At 61.5% G+C, this 15,762-nt stretch carries 12 protein-coding genes; 10 read left to right on the plus strand and 2 right to left on the minus strand.

Annotation, left to right across the window (positions count from 1 at the left end; all coding sequences use genetic code 11):
* Window positions 1–11 precede the first annotated feature (11 nt).
* From ACYZTZ_RS10905 to ACYZTZ_RS10920, 4 genes are all read left to right on the plus strand, one after another.
* The gene (locus tag ACYZTZ_RS10905) at window positions 12–608 is read left to right on the plus strand and encodes a cysteine dioxygenase family protein (protein WP_461998178.1); all 597 of its coding nucleotides are present in this window, start codon (window positions 12–14) and stop codon (window positions 606–608) included.
* Window positions 605–1,261, plus strand: coding sequence for a glutathione binding-like protein (locus ACYZTZ_RS10910; protein WP_461998179.1), 657 nt, complete (start codon window positions 605–607; stop codon window positions 1,259–1,261). The genes ACYZTZ_RS10905 and ACYZTZ_RS10910 overlap by 4 nt, the downstream gene beginning before the upstream one ends.
* Before the next feature lie 23 nt (window positions 1,262–1,284).
* Entirely contained in the window at window positions 1,285–4,038 is a 2,754-nt protein-coding gene (metC, locus tag ACYZTZ_RS10915; protein WP_461998180.1) for a cystathionine beta-lyase, read from the plus strand.
* A gap of 1,005 nt (window positions 4,039–5,043) precedes the next feature.
* Window positions 5,044–6,270: an RtcB family protein gene (locus tag ACYZTZ_RS10920; RefSeq protein ID WP_461998181.1), complete on the plus strand. Its 1,227-nt coding sequence runs from the start codon at window positions 5,044–5,046 to the stop codon at window positions 6,268–6,270.
* Between the two features lie 81 nt (window positions 6,271–6,351).
* Here ACYZTZ_RS10920 and ACYZTZ_RS10925 read toward each other — a convergent pair whose 3' ends face one another.
* A complete protein-coding gene (locus ACYZTZ_RS10925; protein ID WP_461998182.1) occupies window positions 6,352–7,065 on the minus strand; it encodes a cupin domain-containing protein in 714 nt (237 codons plus the stop codon).
* 40 nt (window positions 7,066–7,105) lie between these two features.
* A complete protein-coding gene (locus ACYZTZ_RS10930) occupies window positions 7,106–7,963 on the minus strand; it encodes a GNAT family N-acetyltransferase (RefSeq protein WP_461998183.1) in 858 nt (285 codons plus the stop codon).
* Between the two features lie 242 nt (window positions 7,964–8,205).
* Here ACYZTZ_RS10930 and ACYZTZ_RS10935 point away from each other — a divergent pair, with 242 nt between their 5' ends.
* The 6 genes from ACYZTZ_RS10935 (at window position 8,206) to ACYZTZ_RS10960 (ending at window position 15,761) form a co-directional block, all read left to right on the plus strand.
* The gene (locus ACYZTZ_RS10935; RefSeq protein ID WP_461998184.1) at window positions 8,206–9,678 is read left to right on the plus strand and encodes an aldehyde dehydrogenase family protein; all 1,473 of its coding nucleotides are present in this window, start codon (window positions 8,206–8,208) and stop codon (window positions 9,676–9,678) included.
* A gap of 476 nt (window positions 9,679–10,154) precedes the next feature.
* Window positions 10,155–10,823, plus strand: a complete 669-nt coding sequence (locus ACYZTZ_RS10940) for a haloacid dehalogenase type II (RefSeq protein ID WP_461998185.1) — start codon at window positions 10,155–10,157, stop codon at window positions 10,821–10,823.
* 57 nt (window positions 10,824–10,880) lie between these two features.
* Window positions 10,881–12,155: an NAD(P)/FAD-dependent oxidoreductase gene (locus tag ACYZTZ_RS10945; RefSeq protein WP_461998186.1), complete on the plus strand. Its 1,275-nt coding sequence runs from the start codon at window positions 10,881–10,883 to the stop codon at window positions 12,153–12,155.
* A 94-nt stretch (window positions 12,156–12,249) separates the two neighbouring features.
* Complete coding sequence (locus tag ACYZTZ_RS10950) at window positions 12,250–13,887, plus strand: ABC transporter substrate-binding protein (RefSeq protein ID WP_461998187.1); 1,638 nt, start codon at window positions 12,250–12,252, stop codon at window positions 13,885–13,887.
* A 45-nt stretch (window positions 13,888–13,932) separates the two neighbouring features.
* Window positions 13,933–14,889: an ABC transporter permease gene (locus tag ACYZTZ_RS10955; protein WP_056743945.1), complete on the plus strand. Its 957-nt coding sequence runs from the start codon at window positions 13,933–13,935 to the stop codon at window positions 14,887–14,889.
* Window positions 14,886–15,761 (plus strand): ABC transporter permease, encoded by an 876-nt coding sequence (locus ACYZTZ_RS10960; protein WP_033062146.1) that lies wholly within the window; start codon window positions 14,886–14,888, stop codon window positions 15,759–15,761. The genes ACYZTZ_RS10955 and ACYZTZ_RS10960 overlap by 4 nt, the downstream gene beginning before the upstream one ends.
* Window position 15,762 lies beyond the last annotated feature (1 nt).

The following is a 15,762-nucleotide window of genomic DNA, read 5'->3' on the forward strand; positions in this document are numbered from 1 at the left end:
GGAGCCTGTTCATGAGTACCGTTAACCGTGCCGCCGTCATCGAGGATTTCCTGAAGAAAATCCGCGTCATCCATCAACGGGGCGTCGACCGCGCCGCGCTGGTGGAAATCGTTTCCTTGCTTGAAGACTTAGCCGAGCGCCGCGATCTGTTCAATTTCGACGAGTTCCCCGCGCCGGTGCCGGGGCAGGGCAGCACTGCATTTCGCTACCGTCTCAATGACGACGGCGACACGCCGACGCTGTACCTGAACTCGCTGTTGCCGGGCAAAAGTACGATCCCGCATAACCATGAAACCTGGGCGATCATCAGCGCGGTCGAAGGCCAGGAAATCAACTACGTCTACCGTCGAGACGACGAAGGCCGCGAGCCCGGTTTCACCACCTTGCACCTGGAAAAACAAGTGATCGTGCAACCCGGCACCTCCATCTCGTTTCTCGGCGAAGACCTGCATGGCATTCGTGTCGAAGGCGAGCAGGCGACCCTGCATTTCCACCTGTACGGTTTGCCGCTGGAGTCCCTCAACGGCCGCTACGGCGTGGAAGCCGACGGGCGCATCCTCAATTACAACGCCTCGCAAATGGCACCGTCGATCAAGGCCTACGCATGATCGATCTGTATTACTGGCCGACTGGCAACGGCTTGAAGATCGGCATCCTGCTTGAAGAGCTGGAGCTTGAGTACCGCGTGCTGCCGGTCAATATCCGTGAAGGCGAGCAGAAGCAGGCAGCGTTCCAGCGCATCAGTGCCAATGGGCGGATTCCGGCAATTGTCGACCATGCGCCGCAGGGCTTAAGCGAGCCGCTGAACCTGTTCGAGTCCGGCGCCATCCTCAATTACCTGGCCGACAAAGCCGGGCGTTTCCTGCCGGCGGCCGGCAGTGCCGAGCGGCAGAACGTTCAAGAATGGCTGTTCTGGCAGGTGGGGCATATCACCCCGTACCTGAGTCAGTTGCAGCTGTTCAAGGAGAAGGCTCCGGAGCAGATTCCGTTCGCCCTCGACCTGTTCAACGCCGAGGCAACGCGGCTGTATCAAGTACTGGAAACGCGCCTGTCTGACGTGCCGTTTGTGGCGGGCGACTACTCGATCGCTGACATGGCTATTTTTCCGTGGATTCAACCGTTGCGACAGGGCCAGGACCTGGCGGACTACCCGCACGTCCATGCCTGGCGCGAACGCCTCAAGGCGCGACCGGCGATTCAGCGTGCGTACGCGAAGGGCCGGGAAGTCGCGGCCAATGAGCGCTCTCTGGCGCTTCAATAACTCTTTTTTCAAACGGGACTCCCATGAGCCAGACCGTAACTCCAGGGCAACTGCAGCAGTGGCTGTTCGACGGGCAGGAAATTGCCCTGTTTGACGTGCGCGAGCACGGCCAATATGGCGAAGCTCACCTGTTTTTCGGGGTGAATTTGCCCTACAGCCGTCTGGAGCTGGAGGTCCGGCGTCTGGCGCCGAATCCCCAGGTTCGGCTGGTGATCTACGACCAGGACGGCGGGGATGTCGCGGCGCGTTCTGCTCAGCGTCTGCGGGCGCTCGGATATGGCCAGGTGCATGTGCTCGATGGCGGTGCCGATGGTTGGCAGGCTGCCGGGTTCCAGCTGTTTGCCGGGGTGCATGTGCCCTCAAAGGCCTTCGGTGAATTGGTCGAAGAGGCCAGCCATACGCCGCATGTCACCGCGAAACAACTGGCCGAATGGCAAGAGCGGGGTGAGCCGCTGGTGGTGCTCGACGGTCGGCCGTTCGATGAGTACCGCAAGATGACCATTCCTGGTTCGGTGTGCTGCCCGAATGGCGAGCTGGGTTATCGCGTCCACGATCTGGTGCCGGACGAAAGCACCCCGATCGTGGTCAATTGTGCCGGTCGGACCCGCAGCATTATCGGCGCCCAGACGTTGATCAATCTGGGGCTGAAGAATCCGGTCTACGCGTTGGAGAACGGCACCCAGGGTTGGTATCTGGAAGATTTTCAGCTGGAGCATGGCAGCACCCGACGTTATGCCGAGGCGGTGTCGTCTGGTCCGTTGCCGAGACAGCGACTCGCTGCTGCGCAACTGGCGGAGCGGGCCGGTGTGAAGACCGTTGAGGCGGCGCAGGTTGAGCAATGGGCCAGGGAGGCCGGTCGCAGCCTGTTTTTATGCGATGTGCGCACCGCCGAGGAGTTTGCTGCGGGCAGTCTGCCGGGTGCACAACACACACCGGGCGGGCAGTTGATTCAATCCACCGATCTGTATATCGGCGTGCGTCAGGCGCGGTTGGTGCTGCTCGACAGTGATGGCGTGCGCGCACCGATTGTTGCCAGTTGGCTTCGACAATTGGGGTATGCGGCGTATGTGCTGGCAGGTGGGGTGAGCAGTGATCTGGTGTTGCCTGCGCTTGAGGTGATAGATCACGAGGCGTTGCCATCGATCACGGCGCGGGCCTTGGCCGATGCGCTGAAGGATGACGCGGTCGCACTGATTGACCTGCGACCGAGCATGACCTTCCGCAAGGGGAATATCGCCGGGTCGCGCTGGTCGATTCGCTCGTTGCTGGCGTCTGAAGTGGCCGGTGAGCAACGGCCACTGGTGTTGGTCGCGGATGATCCGCGGCTGGCTGCTTTCGCGGCGCAGGAGCTGCCGGAAAATCAGCGCCTTCAAGTCCGGCTGCTGGACGGCGGGATCGATGCCTGGCGCGCAGAAGGGTTCGCGGTGCAGGAAAATCCGACCACGCCTTCCGATCAGCAGTGCATCGATTTTCTGTTCTTCACCCACGACCGTCACGCCGGCAACAAGGACGCAGCGCGTCAGTACCTGGCCTGGGAAATCGGTTTGCTGGCGCAGATGAACGACGACGAGATCGGCAGTCTCAAGCCGCTGCGCGTCACAGTGCCCCGCGATGCCCGGGTGCGTACGCGTCTGGTCCATTCGGCGCGTACCGAACAGGGCAGTGGCGGGCGGGCAGTCAACGTGCCGGTCACGCGGTTGAGCACGGTGCTGTTCGATAACCTGGCGCAAATGCGCGACGCCCGTGCTCGCCGTGATAGCGAGCGGGTCTTGAGCTATGGCGCCCGAGGCAATCCGACGGCCTTCGCCCTGGAAGATCTGGTGACGGAACTGGAGGGCGGGTACCGCACTCGCTTGTTCGGCACCGGGCTGGCAGCGATCGCGCAGACCTTCCTGGCCTACCTGCGGCCCGGCGATCACGTACTGATCAGCGACGCGGTCTACGCGCCCGTGAGACGGCTGGCCCGTGAGTTTCTCGAGCCGTTCGGTATTCAGGTCAGCTACTTCGCGCCGGATGGCAGCGGTCTGCAAGCGCAACTGCAAGCCAACACCAAAGTGGTCTACACCGAAGTGCCGGGCTCCTTGCTGTATGAACTCTGCGACTTGCCGGCCATCGCCGCCCTGTGCAAACCGCGAGGCATTCTCCTGGCTGTCGACAACACCTGGGGCTCGGGTTACCTGTACCGACCGCTGACGCTGGGCGCGGACATCTCGATCATGGCGTTGACCAAGTACCTGTGCGGCCACAGCGACGTGGTCATGGGCAGCGTCTGCACCCGCGAAGAAGTCTGGCAGCCACTGGCGTCCATGGGCGACACCTTTGGCGCCACGGTCAGCCCCGACGATGCCTATCTGGTGCTGCGCGGCGCGCGAACCCTGGCACCGCGACTGGAAGTGCACGAACGCCAGGCGCTTGAAATCGCTCATTGGCTGCAAGCGCAACCGCAGGTGAAACGGGTGTTCCATCCAGCGTTGCCCGAGCATCCCGGTCACGCCTTGTGGCAGCGCGACTTCAATGGCAGCAATGGTTTGCTGTCCTTCGAATTGCGTGATGCGGACCCGACCTACGTTGAACGTTTTATTGATTCGCTGCAGTTGTTTGGGCTCGGCGCTTCTTGGGGCGGTTATGAAAGCCTGGTTACCGTCGCCGATACCACGGATCGCAACAGTGTTGCGGATCGTTCATTGAATCCGGTGCTGCGGTTGCATATCGGGATTGAGGATGTCGAGGCGTTGATTGAAGACCTGCAGCGCGGGTTTGCGGCAATGGATAACTAGGTTTCACCGCCAACAGCTGAAAGGGTGCGTATTCATTACTCCAGCAGAACCCACAAAAAACGCCGCTCAGTGAGGGTGATGCTGTTCACTTAGGGGGGTACATATCCGTTTCTTCGGTCACGGCGGCTGGCGGTTTCGCTTTTACAGCGACTCCCTTTTGCAGACGCCCAAAAGGAAGCAAAACGCTTTGCCCCTCCATTCGGTGCCTCGCTTAGGCTCGGCATGCCCTTACTCCGGCATTGCTCCGGGGGCCCGCCGCCATCGGCCATCCATGGCCGGGGGCGGCTACCGCGGCATCCTTGCCGCGGTGCCCCCCTGCGCAACGCCTGCGTTCGGCCTCTGGGAAAGGGGCAGTAGATCAAAATCAAACGCCAGAGCCAGAGCCAGAGCCACAGCAAGATCTAAAGATCGCAGCCTCGTTTCACTCGACAGCTCCTACAGAAGGGAAGGGTGTACGCACGCTCATCACAACTCAACAGGCCGAGCGTTAGCTCGCCTGCAGCTTTTGATCTTGATGCACCGCCCCATCGAGAGGCCGAGTGGAGGTTCTGCGCAGTGGGCAACCCGGCATGGATGCCGGGTTAGCCGCCCCCGGCCATGGATGGCCGATGGCGGCGGGCCCACGGAGCAGGACCGGAGCGAGGGCATGCCGAGCCTAGGCGAGGCACCGAACGAAAGGGGCAAGAGCCCTTGGTTACTTGGGGCTCTTCCAAGTGACTCGCTGTAAAAGCGAAACCGCCAGCGGCCGTTACCGCAGAATCGGATATGTACACAAAAAACAAAAGACAGGTCGGCGGCTGTTTTCTACGGTGTACCGAGCGCTACTCGGGGAATCCTTGTCTGCTCATCGAAGCTTGCGTACCGGGCGATTCCCAGTAAATAAATTTGTCCCCTTTTTTCCGCGAAGTAGGAGAATCAAAGCTGGCGCGTCGGCTGCTAATACCTTTTTCACCTCAGGCGCCAGAACAACGCCGAACAGTTGGCCAATAGAAAAGAATCAAAATCATGCAAGCACATACTTACCAACTGCTGGAAGTCGCCAACGGTAAACCGATCAAGCTCTGGACCGAAGGCGTGCCGGTAGAAAACGAAGCCAGACAGCAATTGATGAACACCGCCAAGATGCCGTTCATCTTCAAGCATCTGGCCGTGATGCCCGACGTACACTTGGGCAAGGGTTCGACCATCGGCAGTGTGATTCCCACGGTGGGCGCAATCATTCCGGCCGCTGTTGGGGTGGATATCGGTTGCGGGATGATCGCCGCGTGCACGTCGCTGACCGCCAGCGATTTACCGGACAACCTGCATGGCTTGCGTTGCGCGATCGAGAAAGCGGTGCCCCATGGCCGCACCGGGGGGCGCGGCGGTCGGGACAAGGGCGCCTGGGACAGCGTTCCGCGTCAGGCGGACCGGGCCTGGGCGGCACTGGACTCGCGGTTCAAGGCGATCACCGGCAAGTACCCGAAAATCTCCAACACCAACAACCGTGGGCACTTGGGCACGCTGGGCAGCGGGAACCACTTCATCGAGGTGTGCCTGGATGAAACCAACCGGGTCTGGTTCATGCTGCACAGCGGCTCCCGTGGCGTCGGCAACGCTATCGGCAACCTGTTCATTCAGATGGCTCAGGCGGACATGCGTCAGCACCTCGCCAATCTGCCGGACCGTGACCTGGCTTACTTTAAAGAGGGCAGCCGGCACTTCGCTGACTACGTCGAAGCGGTCGGCTGGGCCCAGGACTTCGCCAGGCAGAACCGTGCATTGATGATGCAAGCGGTGATTCAGGCGACCCGAAAAGTGATCAGCAAGCCCTTCGAGGTGGCGCTGGAAGCGGTGAACTGCCACCACAACTACGTGCAGAAAGAGCGGCATTTTGGTGAGGAAATTCTGGTCACCCGCAAAGGCGCGGTATCGGCCAGGAAGGGCGAGCTGGGGATTATTCCGGGATCGATGGGCGCCAAAAGCTTCATTGTCCGTGGGCTGGGTAACGAGGATTCATTCTGCTCCTGCAGCCACGGCGCCGGCCGCACCATGAGTCGTACCAAAGCGAAAAGCCTGTTTACCGTCGAAGACCAGATCCGTGCCACCGCCCACGTGGAGTGCCGCAAGGATGCTGCCGTCATCGATGAAATTCCGATGGCCTACAAGGACATCGACCACGTCATGCACGCCCAGCGCGATTTGGTGGAAGTGCTGCACACCTTGCGTCAGGTGGTGTGCGTAAAAGGATAGAAAAAAGGGGCGCGCGTTCATCGCGGCAGCATTGGAGCGTACCTACCCAAACTGCCGCGCACTCAGGAAGACGCTACGCCACTACTTCACCGCATAGAACTTGCGCACATACCGCGTACTTTTCCACGCGCACCGTGCCCCTAGCGGCACAAACACGCTGTCGCCGGTATTGACCTCCACGCTCGTTCCGTCAGGCGCCAGCAGGGTGACACTGCCTTCGATCAGGTTCATCAGCTCATGGAGTTTGTGCGGGCGGCCGTGACGCTCATACGGTGTCGAATCCCAAACGCCGACGCGCAGGTGAGTGGCGTCTTCTTCAAAGGCATTGTGTGAGCGGCACTGCGGCGTCGGCCCGATCAAAATCTGCGGTTCCGGTGCGGCCGAAGGCGAGAGCATGTCCAGCGGGTCGAGCGCGGTCAGGCCGGGTGTTGGGCTAGCGGTAGGGCTGGTGACGGCACAAAAGGCCCAGCACGTATCAGCTTGAGCCTGGAGTCGCAGCGCTGTACCGCGACCGATCACGGCGCTGGCGCCGACGCCCAGTTTCAGCGTCTGCGTTTCGGATTGCAGCACGACGTGGCCGGCGTGGACCACGATCACTTCGGTGTGCGGAAAGTCATCGCTATCGAGCGTTCCGCTGATGTGCACGATGCCCGCTGACACGCCATCCGGCCCGTTGTAGGCCACCTGACGACCGTCCTTGAACGGATCGAAAGTACCCAAAGACGCTGCTGTAAAAGACGTGGTAACGCGGCTGCCGTCGGCGCGAGCCAACAGCAGAACGGTAGGTTCAGACATACGGGTGACGCTCCATAAAAAAGGACTGTGGGGACAGCGATCAGCCAATGGCTTGAGTCACCAGTGCGAACTGTTGGACGCCATTGGCTGTTTGTGGCGGCGTGCCCTTGGCCATTTGCGCCACGGTATCGACCTGCTTCAAACCTGCCGACTCCAGCCATTCGGCCAGACCGCTGTCTGCCGGAATGTCGATGCGCACGAAGGCGTCAGGTACGTGCGCCAGCAACACCTCAATCAGGTGTTTGGCCTGTTCGAGGTTTTCGGCGACGACCGGGCCGATGCAACGACCACGGCCGAAGGGGCGCAGCAGGGCGAAGGCGCGTAACTGGCCGTCGCGTTCGATCCCCACGGAATGCTCGACCACCTCAAACAGATCGGTCAGCACCGCTTTGCGATCCAGGCCGCTGCCGGCGTTGGCCAACGCCAGCACGCGGGCCTGATCCGCCGCGTTCAGTGCGCGGCAGTGTTCGCCGTCGGCCAGTGCTGCGGGCGCAGGTTCATTGGCGTTGCCCTGATGCTGCTGAATCCGGCCGAATTCGACAAAGCCCTGACTGGCGTAAAGCGGTGCCCCGGCCAGTGTGGCGTTGAGCATCGGGGTGCGTGACTGGCAGGCATCCAGTGCCTGTTCCATGAGCTTGCGACCGATGCCCTTGCCTTGATAGTCATCACTGACGATTACCAGGCCAATGGTGGTGAAGCCGCCTTGGGGGCAGGCGAATGCCGTGCCGATCAGACGATCGCCATCGAGCACCACAAAACCGTCACTGACCCGTTGCAGCATCGCCCAGTCGTCCAGGCGATGGGGCCACTTCAACTGCACGGACAAGGCATGGGCCGAGGGCAGGTCGGCGGCCGTCATTGGCCGATAGACATAAGCAGGTTGTTGCAAGGCGGACATGGCGAGTCTCCGTTGGACAGTGTGCGCGAGCGGCCGGTTTTCCAGCGCGATGGTGCCTGTATCCCATCTGTGTGAAGGCCTGACAAGGGGGGCTGGAGCATTCGGCAGATTCCGCAAGCCCGAGGCCGGCAGACCACACTTACTACTTAAATGCACCGCAAGGTCGGCAGCAAATGCCAGGGCTTTTTTTCTACGATGGAGACCTGAGTTCACGACGCCTCGTCCCTTGTTTGGAGTGCTCCATGGATAGCTTCGATCCCCGCCTTATCGCTGTGCGCAGCGCTCACTTCATTGCGGGTAAATACCGCGATGCGCAACCCGGGCTTGAAGTGGTGCGACCCTCTGACGGCCAGGTCTATGCGCAGTTGCCAATCGCCGATGCCGACCTGGTGGATGAAGCGGTCACTGATGCCTGGCAGGCGTTCAACCGCAGCGATTGGGCCAGCCGTCCACCCCGGGAGCGGGCGCGGGTGATGCGCCGCTGGGCCGATCTGATCGAGGCGGACGCTGCCATTCTGGCACCGCTGGAAGCCGTGGGCTCGACGCGTCCTCATAAAGATGTGATCGCCTGGGACATTCCTTATGTCGCCGAAGGCATTCGCTTTTTCGCCGAGCTGGCGGACAAACATGGCGGTCACGTGGCGGCGACCCAGACCGATCGACTGGGCATGCAGATCGCCGAACCCTACGGCGTCATTGCCGCCATCGCACCGTGGAATTTTCCCTTGAGCATGGCCTCCTGGAAAGTGGCCCCGGCGTTGGCCGCCGGTAATGCCGTGGTGCTCAAACCTTCGGAGCTGACACCGTTCTCCAGCCTGCGCTTTGCCGAACTGGCGCTGCAGGCGGGCATTCCGGCGGGGATTTTCAACGTCATCCAGGGCGATGGCCACATCACCGGCGATGCTTTGTGCCGCCATCCTCGAGTGGCCAAGGTGACGTTCACCGGGTCCACGGCGACAGGGTCGAGCATCATGTCGACTTGCGCGTTAGTGGGGCCGAAACCGGTGACGCTGGAACTCGGCGGCAAGAGCCCGCAACTGGTATTCGCCGACGTGCCGGACATCGCCAAAACCGCGCGCACTGTGGCGCTGGCCATCACCGGCAACGCCGGGCAGGTGTGCGTGTCCGGTTCGCGGTTGTTTATCCAGCGCTCGATCATGGAACCGTTTATCGCGCATTTGCAGGCGTATTTCGAGGAGCTGCGCCCGGGGCCGACCTGGTCAGCCGAGAGCACGTTGTCGCCGATCATTTCCCGACTGCAAGCCAGCCGCATCGACGGCATCGTCCAGCGCTCGCGTCAGGCCGGTGCTGAAGTGCTGACCGGCGGCGGAGTGTTTGAAGGTCTGGGCGGCGCTTATTACCAACCGACCTTGCTGACGGGGCTGGACAATGACAACCCGGCCGTCTGCGAAGAAATCTTCGGCCCGGTGCTGACGGTGCAGGCATTCGATGATGAAGAGCAGGCGCTGAGCCTGGCCGCGCATGCCACCTACGGCTTGGCGGCGGGCGTACACACCGCCGATATCAATCGCGCCCTGCGTCTGGTTCGGCGGCTGGAGGCGGGGACCGTTTGGGTTAACCGTTACGGGCGCAGTAACGATTACATCCTGCCGACTGGCGGCTACAAACGCTCCGGCATCGGCAAGGACCTGGGGCGCGAAGCGTTCGAAGCCAATTTACGCTTCAAGAGTGTGCTGATCGATATCGTCCAGTAATACAAATCCCCCTGTGGGAGCGGGCTTGCTCGCGAAGGCGGTGTGTCAGGCAGCATTGATGTCGACTGACACTCCCTCTTCGCGAGCAAGCCCGCTCCCACAGGTTCTCAGCAACCTCCAGATATTCGCCACGATTAAATCAGCACCCAAACGGGCGCTTCCGCAAGGAAGCGCCCGTTTTCGTTCAGCCCGGCGCAGGTTCTGCGGTAGATCGGTGCGTGATCGGCCCTTGCAGGGCTATAAAGGGCCATAAGAGCGCACAAATACGGGGTTTGCCCAAGGCTTGTGCGCGCCGCAAAGTCTGCTGAGGGCGGGTGTTAAAACGGTGGTTTGTATCAAGCGAAGGTCGCTTTTAACGCCATCTGCTGATTTCACAGTGTTGTAATGACGGTGTGCTGCAGCGTTGCATCACAGCTTCGGTAACGGAGCAAATGCTTGTCACGCCATGACCTCAACGAACTTCAGGACCGCACTCAATGAGCTTTCTTCGCCCCAAATTCATTACGTTCGACTGCTACGGTACGCTGACCAATTTCCACATGGGCACGATGACTCGCGAACTATTCGCCGATCGCGTGAAGCCCGAGCAGATGGATCAGTTCGTCAAGGACTTCTCGGCCTACCGCCTGGACCAGGTCATGGGTGACTGGATGCCGTATGACGAAATCCTCAAGACCGCACTGGCGCGGACCTGCAAGCGCTGGGGCATCGAGTACCGTGACGAAGGTCAGCTGTATTACGACGCCGTGCCGACCTGGGGCCCGCACGCCGATGTGCCGGCCGGCCTGTCGAAAATCGCCGACAAGATCCCGCTGGTGATTTTCTCCAACGCCAGCGACAGCCAGATCATGTCCAACGTCGACAAGCTCGGCGCGCCGTTCCACAAGGTTTTTACCGCCGAACAGGCCCAGGCCTACAAGCCGCGTCTGGCCGCGTTCGAGTACATGCTCGACAACCTCAACTGCGGACCGGAAGACATCTTGCATGTGTCCTCCAGCTTCCGTTATGACCTGATGCCGGCCCACGACATGAAGATCAAGAACAAGGCCTTCGTCGCCCGTGGTCATGAAGTCCCGGGCAATGCCTTCTACGGCTACCAGCAGATCACCGATATTGGCGGGCTGGCCGCGCTGGTCGGGCTCTGAGTCGAACGGTAACGGCACTCTTCAGCGCATTCTTTTTTTGGCATAGGCGGGTTAGACATGGGCAGTGAATCCTACTGGCTCGACACCGCACCGGCGTTCAGCGGTGCACAGCTCGGCGCATTGCCCGGGCAGGTCGACGTGGCCATCGTCGGTGGTGGTTTCACCGGCCTGGCGGCGGCCCGGGCGTTGGCCTTGAAGGGCGCCAGTGTGGTGGTGCTCGAGGCCGGAAGGGTCATCGGTGAAGCGTCGGGACGCAATGGCGGCCAGTGCAACACCGGCGTTGCCCAGGATTACGCCGGGCTCAGCGCCAGCCTCGGTGCCGACAAGGCTCGGGCTTATTACCAGGCTTACGAAAGCGCGGTGCAGAGTGTCGTTTCATTAGTGGACCAGGAGCAGATCGCCTGCGACCTGATCCGCAATGGCAAGCTCAAACTGGCGGCCAAGCCCATGCACTACGAGGGCCTGGCACGGACCTGCGAACTGATTCGCAAGGAAGTCGATGCCGACGTCGAATTGCTGACTGCCGAGCAGACCCGCGCGGAAGTCAATTCAGCGCAGTTCCACGGTGGCTTGCTGCAGCGCAACGGTGTGCAAATGCATGTCGGGCGCTTCGGTGTCGGGTTGGCCGAGGCCGCCGCTCGCCATGGAGCGTTGATCCATCAAGGCACCTCGGTGACGGACTGGAAAGCCCAGGCCGGCGGTTATCAGGTCAACACCAGCAAGGGATCGCTGCACGCCGGCCAGGTGCTGTTGGCCACGGGCGCCTGTCAGCACGGCGGTTTGGGCTGGTACCGGCGGCGGATCGTGCCGGTGGGCAGTTTCGTGATTGCCACCGAAGTCCTTCCACCGTCGCTGATCGAGCAATTGTTGCCGGGCCGCCGCGCCTATGTCACCAGCCGCATGATCGGTAACTACTTTCGCCTCACCCCGGATAACCGCCTGCTGTTCGGCGGCCGTGCGCGGTTCGCCATGTCGGACAGCGTCAACGACGCCAAAAGCGGCAAAGTGCTGCAAGCGGCGATGGTGCAGATGTTCCCGCAGTTGGCCAACGTGAAGATCGACTACTGCTGGGGCGGGCTGGTGGACATGACGTCCGATCGGCTACCCCGGGCCGGTCAACACGGCGGGATTTATCACTCCATGGGCTACAGCGGCCATGGCGTGCAGATGTCGGTGCACATGGGCCAGGTCATGGCCGATGTCATGGCCGGCAACGTCGAAGCCAACCCTTGGCGCGAACTCGAATGGCCGGCGATTCCCGGGCATTTCGGCAAACCGTGGTTCCTGCCGTTTGTGGGCGCCTATTACCGCTTCCAGGATTATTTACATTGAGTTGATGTTGTGGCGTCACCGTCGTTTGCGTTTCCAGACGCTCCGGATAACCAGGAGCACTCGAGCCTTCTCATTTTCGACAGGTACAACTGATATGACTGACAACAAGATCGACTCCCAACTGATCTCCGGCCAGGAAAGCCTGCGGGTATTCGAAGGCCTCAATCGCGGCATGTCGCGCCGTAACGCCTTGCAAATGCTCGGCGTGGCCGGTGTGGCTGCGGCGGGCGCCGGCAGCCTGTTCGGCGCCGCCGGCAAACTGTTCGCCGAAGAAGCTGCCACCCCTGGCAAAGGCAAACCGGGCGGGCGGATTCGTGTCGCCGGCATGTCCAGTTCCACCGCCGATACGCTGGACCCGGCCAAAGGCGCATTGTCGACCGACTACGTGCGCCACTTCATGTTCTACAACGGCCTGACCCGTTTCGACAGCCATCTGGTGCCGCAACTGGAACTGGCCGAGCGCATCGACAACACCGATGCCACGCTGTGGACCATCACCCTGCGCAAGGATGTGACCTTCCACAACGGCAAGACCCTGAGCGCCGCCGATGTGGTGTACTCGCTGTCGCGCCACAAGGATCCACTGACCGGTTCCAAGGTCATGCCGCTGATGGCGCAGTTCGAAGAAATCAAAGCCACCGGCCCCAACGAAGTTCAAATCCGCCTGAGCGCGCCGAACGCCGAGCTGCCGTCGATCCTCGCCGTGTCGCACCTGCTGATCGTTCCGGAAGGCACCACCGACTTCAACCAGGGCATTGGCACCGGGCCGTTCAAGGTCAAGGAGTTCAAACCGGGCGTGCGCTCGATTGCCGCGCGCAATACCGGCTACTGGAAACCGGGGCTGCCGTACCTGGACGAGATCGAGTTCATCGCCATTGCCGATGAGCCGTCGCGGATCAACGCGTTGCTGTCGGGTGACGTGCACCTGATCAACGAGGTCAACCCGCGCTCAACCACGCGCATCAAGGCCAGCCCCAAGCACCGTGTCGTCGATGCACCCTCGGGCAACTACACTGACTTGATCATCCGCCAGGATCAGATGCCGGGCAAAAGCGCTGAATTCACCCAGGCCATGAAGTACCTGCTGGACCGTGAACAGGTCAAATCCGCAGTGTTCCGCGGCTTTGCCGTAGTCGGTAACGACCATCCGATTTCCCCGGGTTCGCGCTACTACAACGCCGATCTGCCGCAAAGGGTCTACGACCCGGAAAAAGCCAAGTTTCTGCTCAAGAAGGCCGGCATGGAAAGCATCACCATGCCGCTGGTCGCATCGCCAGCCGCCACCGGTTCGGTGGACATCGCGGTGCTGTTGCAACAGTCGGCGAAACAGGCCGGGCTCAAGCTCGACGTCAACCGCCTGCCGAGCGATGGCTACTGGTCCAATCACTGGATGAAGCACCCGCTGAGCTTCGGCAACATCAACCCGCGGCCGAACGCCGACGTGATGTTCTCGCAGTTCTTCCAGTCGAAAGCACCGTGGAACGAATCGGGCTGGCAGAACGATCAGTTCGATCAGTTGCTGATGCTCGCCCGGGGTGAAACCGACGACGCCAAGCGCAGCAAGATGTACGCCGACATGCAGACCCTGGTGCATGACCACAGCGGTATCGGCGTGCCGGTGTTCATCAGCAACATCGACGGTGTCGACCAGCGCATCAAAGGCTACGGCAGCAACCCGTTGGGCGGTTTCATGGGCTACATGTTCGCCGAGCAGGTCTGGCTGGACGCTTGATGTGCGGTGGTTGAAGCGACGGGGACATTGCATGAGGGTAGGGCGATGAATAGCAACACACTGTGGTTGATCGGCCGGCGCCTGGGCGCCGCGATCGTGACTTTGTTGATCGTGTCCATGGTCGTGTTTGCGATCACGGCGGTACTGCCGGGGGACGCGGCGCAACAATCGCTCGGGCAGTTCGCCACGCCGGAACAAGTGGCGGCGTTGCGCCTGAAACTGGGGCTGGATCAGCCCGGTGTGTTGCGTTACCTGCACTGGTTGATGAACCTGCTGAGCGGCGACATGGGCCAGTCGGTCTCCAACGCCATGCCGGTCAGCGAGTTGATGGCCGGGCGGGTGCCCAACACCTTGATGCTGGCGGCCGCCACGGCGCTGGTGTCAGTGCCGGTGGCGTTGATTCTGGGCATCGGCTCGGCGATGGGCCGCGGTGGGCGCATCGACAGCTTCCTGAGCTTTTTCACCCTGGCCATGGTCGCGGTGCCGGAGTTTCTGGTGGCGACCCTGGCGGTGCTGATTTTTGCGGTGAACCTGGGCTGGTTGTCGGCGCTGTCGTACGCCAGTGACATCACCTCACCTTGGCAATTCATGCGCACTTACGCCTTGCCGGTGCTGACGCTGTGCTGCGTGATCGTCGCGCAAATGGCCCGCATGACCCGGGCGGCGGTGATTGATCAACTGGACAGTCCCTACGTGGAAATGGCCCGGCTCAAAGGCGTGAGCCCGATGCGCATCGTCTTGCGCCATGCCTTGCCCAATGCCATCGGGCCGATCGCCAATGCCATCGCCCTGAGTCTGTCCTACCTGTTGGGTGGGGTGGTCATTGTCGAGACGATCTTCAACTACCCCGGCATCGCCAGCTTGATGGTCGATGCGGTGACCAACCGTGACATGGCGCTGGTCCAGGCCTGCACCATGCTGTTTTGCACGGCGTACCTGGGGTTGGTGCTGCTGGCCGACCTGTGCGCGATTCTGTCCAATCCGAGGCTGAGAAACCAATGAACAATCTCATTGTGAAATCGACGCCTGCGACCCCCGACCTGTCGGTTGGCAAGGTGTCTCATGGCCCGGCCTGGCTGGGTCTGATCGGGGCTGCGATGTGCGTTATCTGGTTGCTGGTGGCGATTTTCGGCCCGTGGCTGGCGCCGCACCCGGTGGGCGAAGTGGTCTCTGACAATGTCTTTGACAGCATCAGCGCCGTTTACCCGTTCGGTACCGATTACCTGGGCCGCGACATGCTTAGCCGAATCCTCGTCGGCGCACGCTTCACCGTCGGCCTGGCGTTGGTGGCGGCGGTGTTGGCCAGCGGTCTGGGCACCAGTTGCGCGCTGCTGTCGGTGGTGTCGCCGAAATGGCTGGATGAGGTGATCAGTCGCTTGATGGACGCCTTTATCTCGATCCCGAGCAAGATGCTGGCGCTGATCATGGTCTCGGCCTTCGGCTCGTCGGTGACCTTGCTGATCTGCACGGCGGTGCTGAGTTTCACGCCGGGCGCGTTCCGCATCGCCCGCAGTATGGCGGTGAACATCGAAGCCCTGGAATACGTGCAGGTGGCCCGCACTCGCGGCGAGCGTCGGCTGTACATCGCGTGCGTGGAGATCCTGCCGAACATGCTCAACCCGGTACTGACGGACCTGGGGCTGCGTTTTGGTTTCATCGTGCTGCTGCTCAGCGGCATGAGCTTCCTCGGCCTGGGCGTGCAACCGCCGGATGCCGACCTTGGCTCACTGGTGCGCGAAAACATCGGCGGCCTCAACCAGGGCGCACCGGCCATCGTGATTCCGGCCCTGGCCATCGGCACACTGACCATCGGTGTGAATCTGTTTATCGACCGCCTGTCTTCGCGACGTAGTCGACGTTCGGGAGGCCATTGAA

This window comes from Pseudomonas sp. LB3P58, from assembly GCF_054897895.1.

What these genes read in the sequence shown, in the direction of transcription:
- ACYZTZ_RS10905 (WP_461998178.1), top strand. Translation starts at nt 12, where the DNA reads ATGAGTACCGTTAACCGTGCCGCCGTCATCGAGGATTTCCTGAAGAAA.
- ACYZTZ_RS10910 (WP_461998179.1), top strand. Translation starts at nt 605, where the DNA reads ATGATCGATCTGTATTACTGGCCGACTGGCAACGGCTTGAAGATCGGC.
- metC (WP_461998180.1), top strand. Translation starts at nt 1,285, where the DNA reads ATGAGCCAGACCGTAACTCCAGGGCAACTGCAGCAGTGGCTGTTCGAC.
- ACYZTZ_RS10920 (WP_461998181.1), top strand. Translation starts at nt 5,044, where the DNA reads ATGCAAGCACATACTTACCAACTGCTGGAAGTCGCCAACGGTAAACCG.
- ACYZTZ_RS10925 (WP_461998182.1), bottom strand. Translation starts at nt 7,065, where the DNA reads ATGTCTGAACCTACCGTTCTGCTGTTGGCTCGCGCCGACGGCAGCCGC.
- ACYZTZ_RS10930 (WP_461998183.1), bottom strand. Translation starts at nt 7,963, where the DNA reads ATGTCCGCCTTGCAACAACCTGCTTATGTCTATCGGCCAATGACGGCC.
- ACYZTZ_RS10935 (WP_461998184.1), top strand. Translation starts at nt 8,206, where the DNA reads ATGGATAGCTTCGATCCCCGCCTTATCGCTGTGCGCAGCGCTCACTTC.
- ACYZTZ_RS10940 (WP_461998185.1), top strand. Translation starts at nt 10,155, where the DNA reads ATGAGCTTTCTTCGCCCCAAATTCATTACGTTCGACTGCTACGGTACG.
- ACYZTZ_RS10945 (WP_461998186.1), top strand. Translation starts at nt 10,881, where the DNA reads ATGGGCAGTGAATCCTACTGGCTCGACACCGCACCGGCGTTCAGCGGT.
- ACYZTZ_RS10950 (WP_461998187.1), top strand. Translation starts at nt 12,250, where the DNA reads ATGACTGACAACAAGATCGACTCCCAACTGATCTCCGGCCAGGAAAGC.
- ACYZTZ_RS10955 (WP_056743945.1), top strand. Translation starts at nt 13,933, where the DNA reads ATGAATAGCAACACACTGTGGTTGATCGGCCGGCGCCTGGGCGCCGCG.
- ACYZTZ_RS10960 (WP_033062146.1), top strand. Translation starts at nt 14,886, where the DNA reads ATGAACAATCTCATTGTGAAATCGACGCCTGCGACCCCCGACCTGTCG.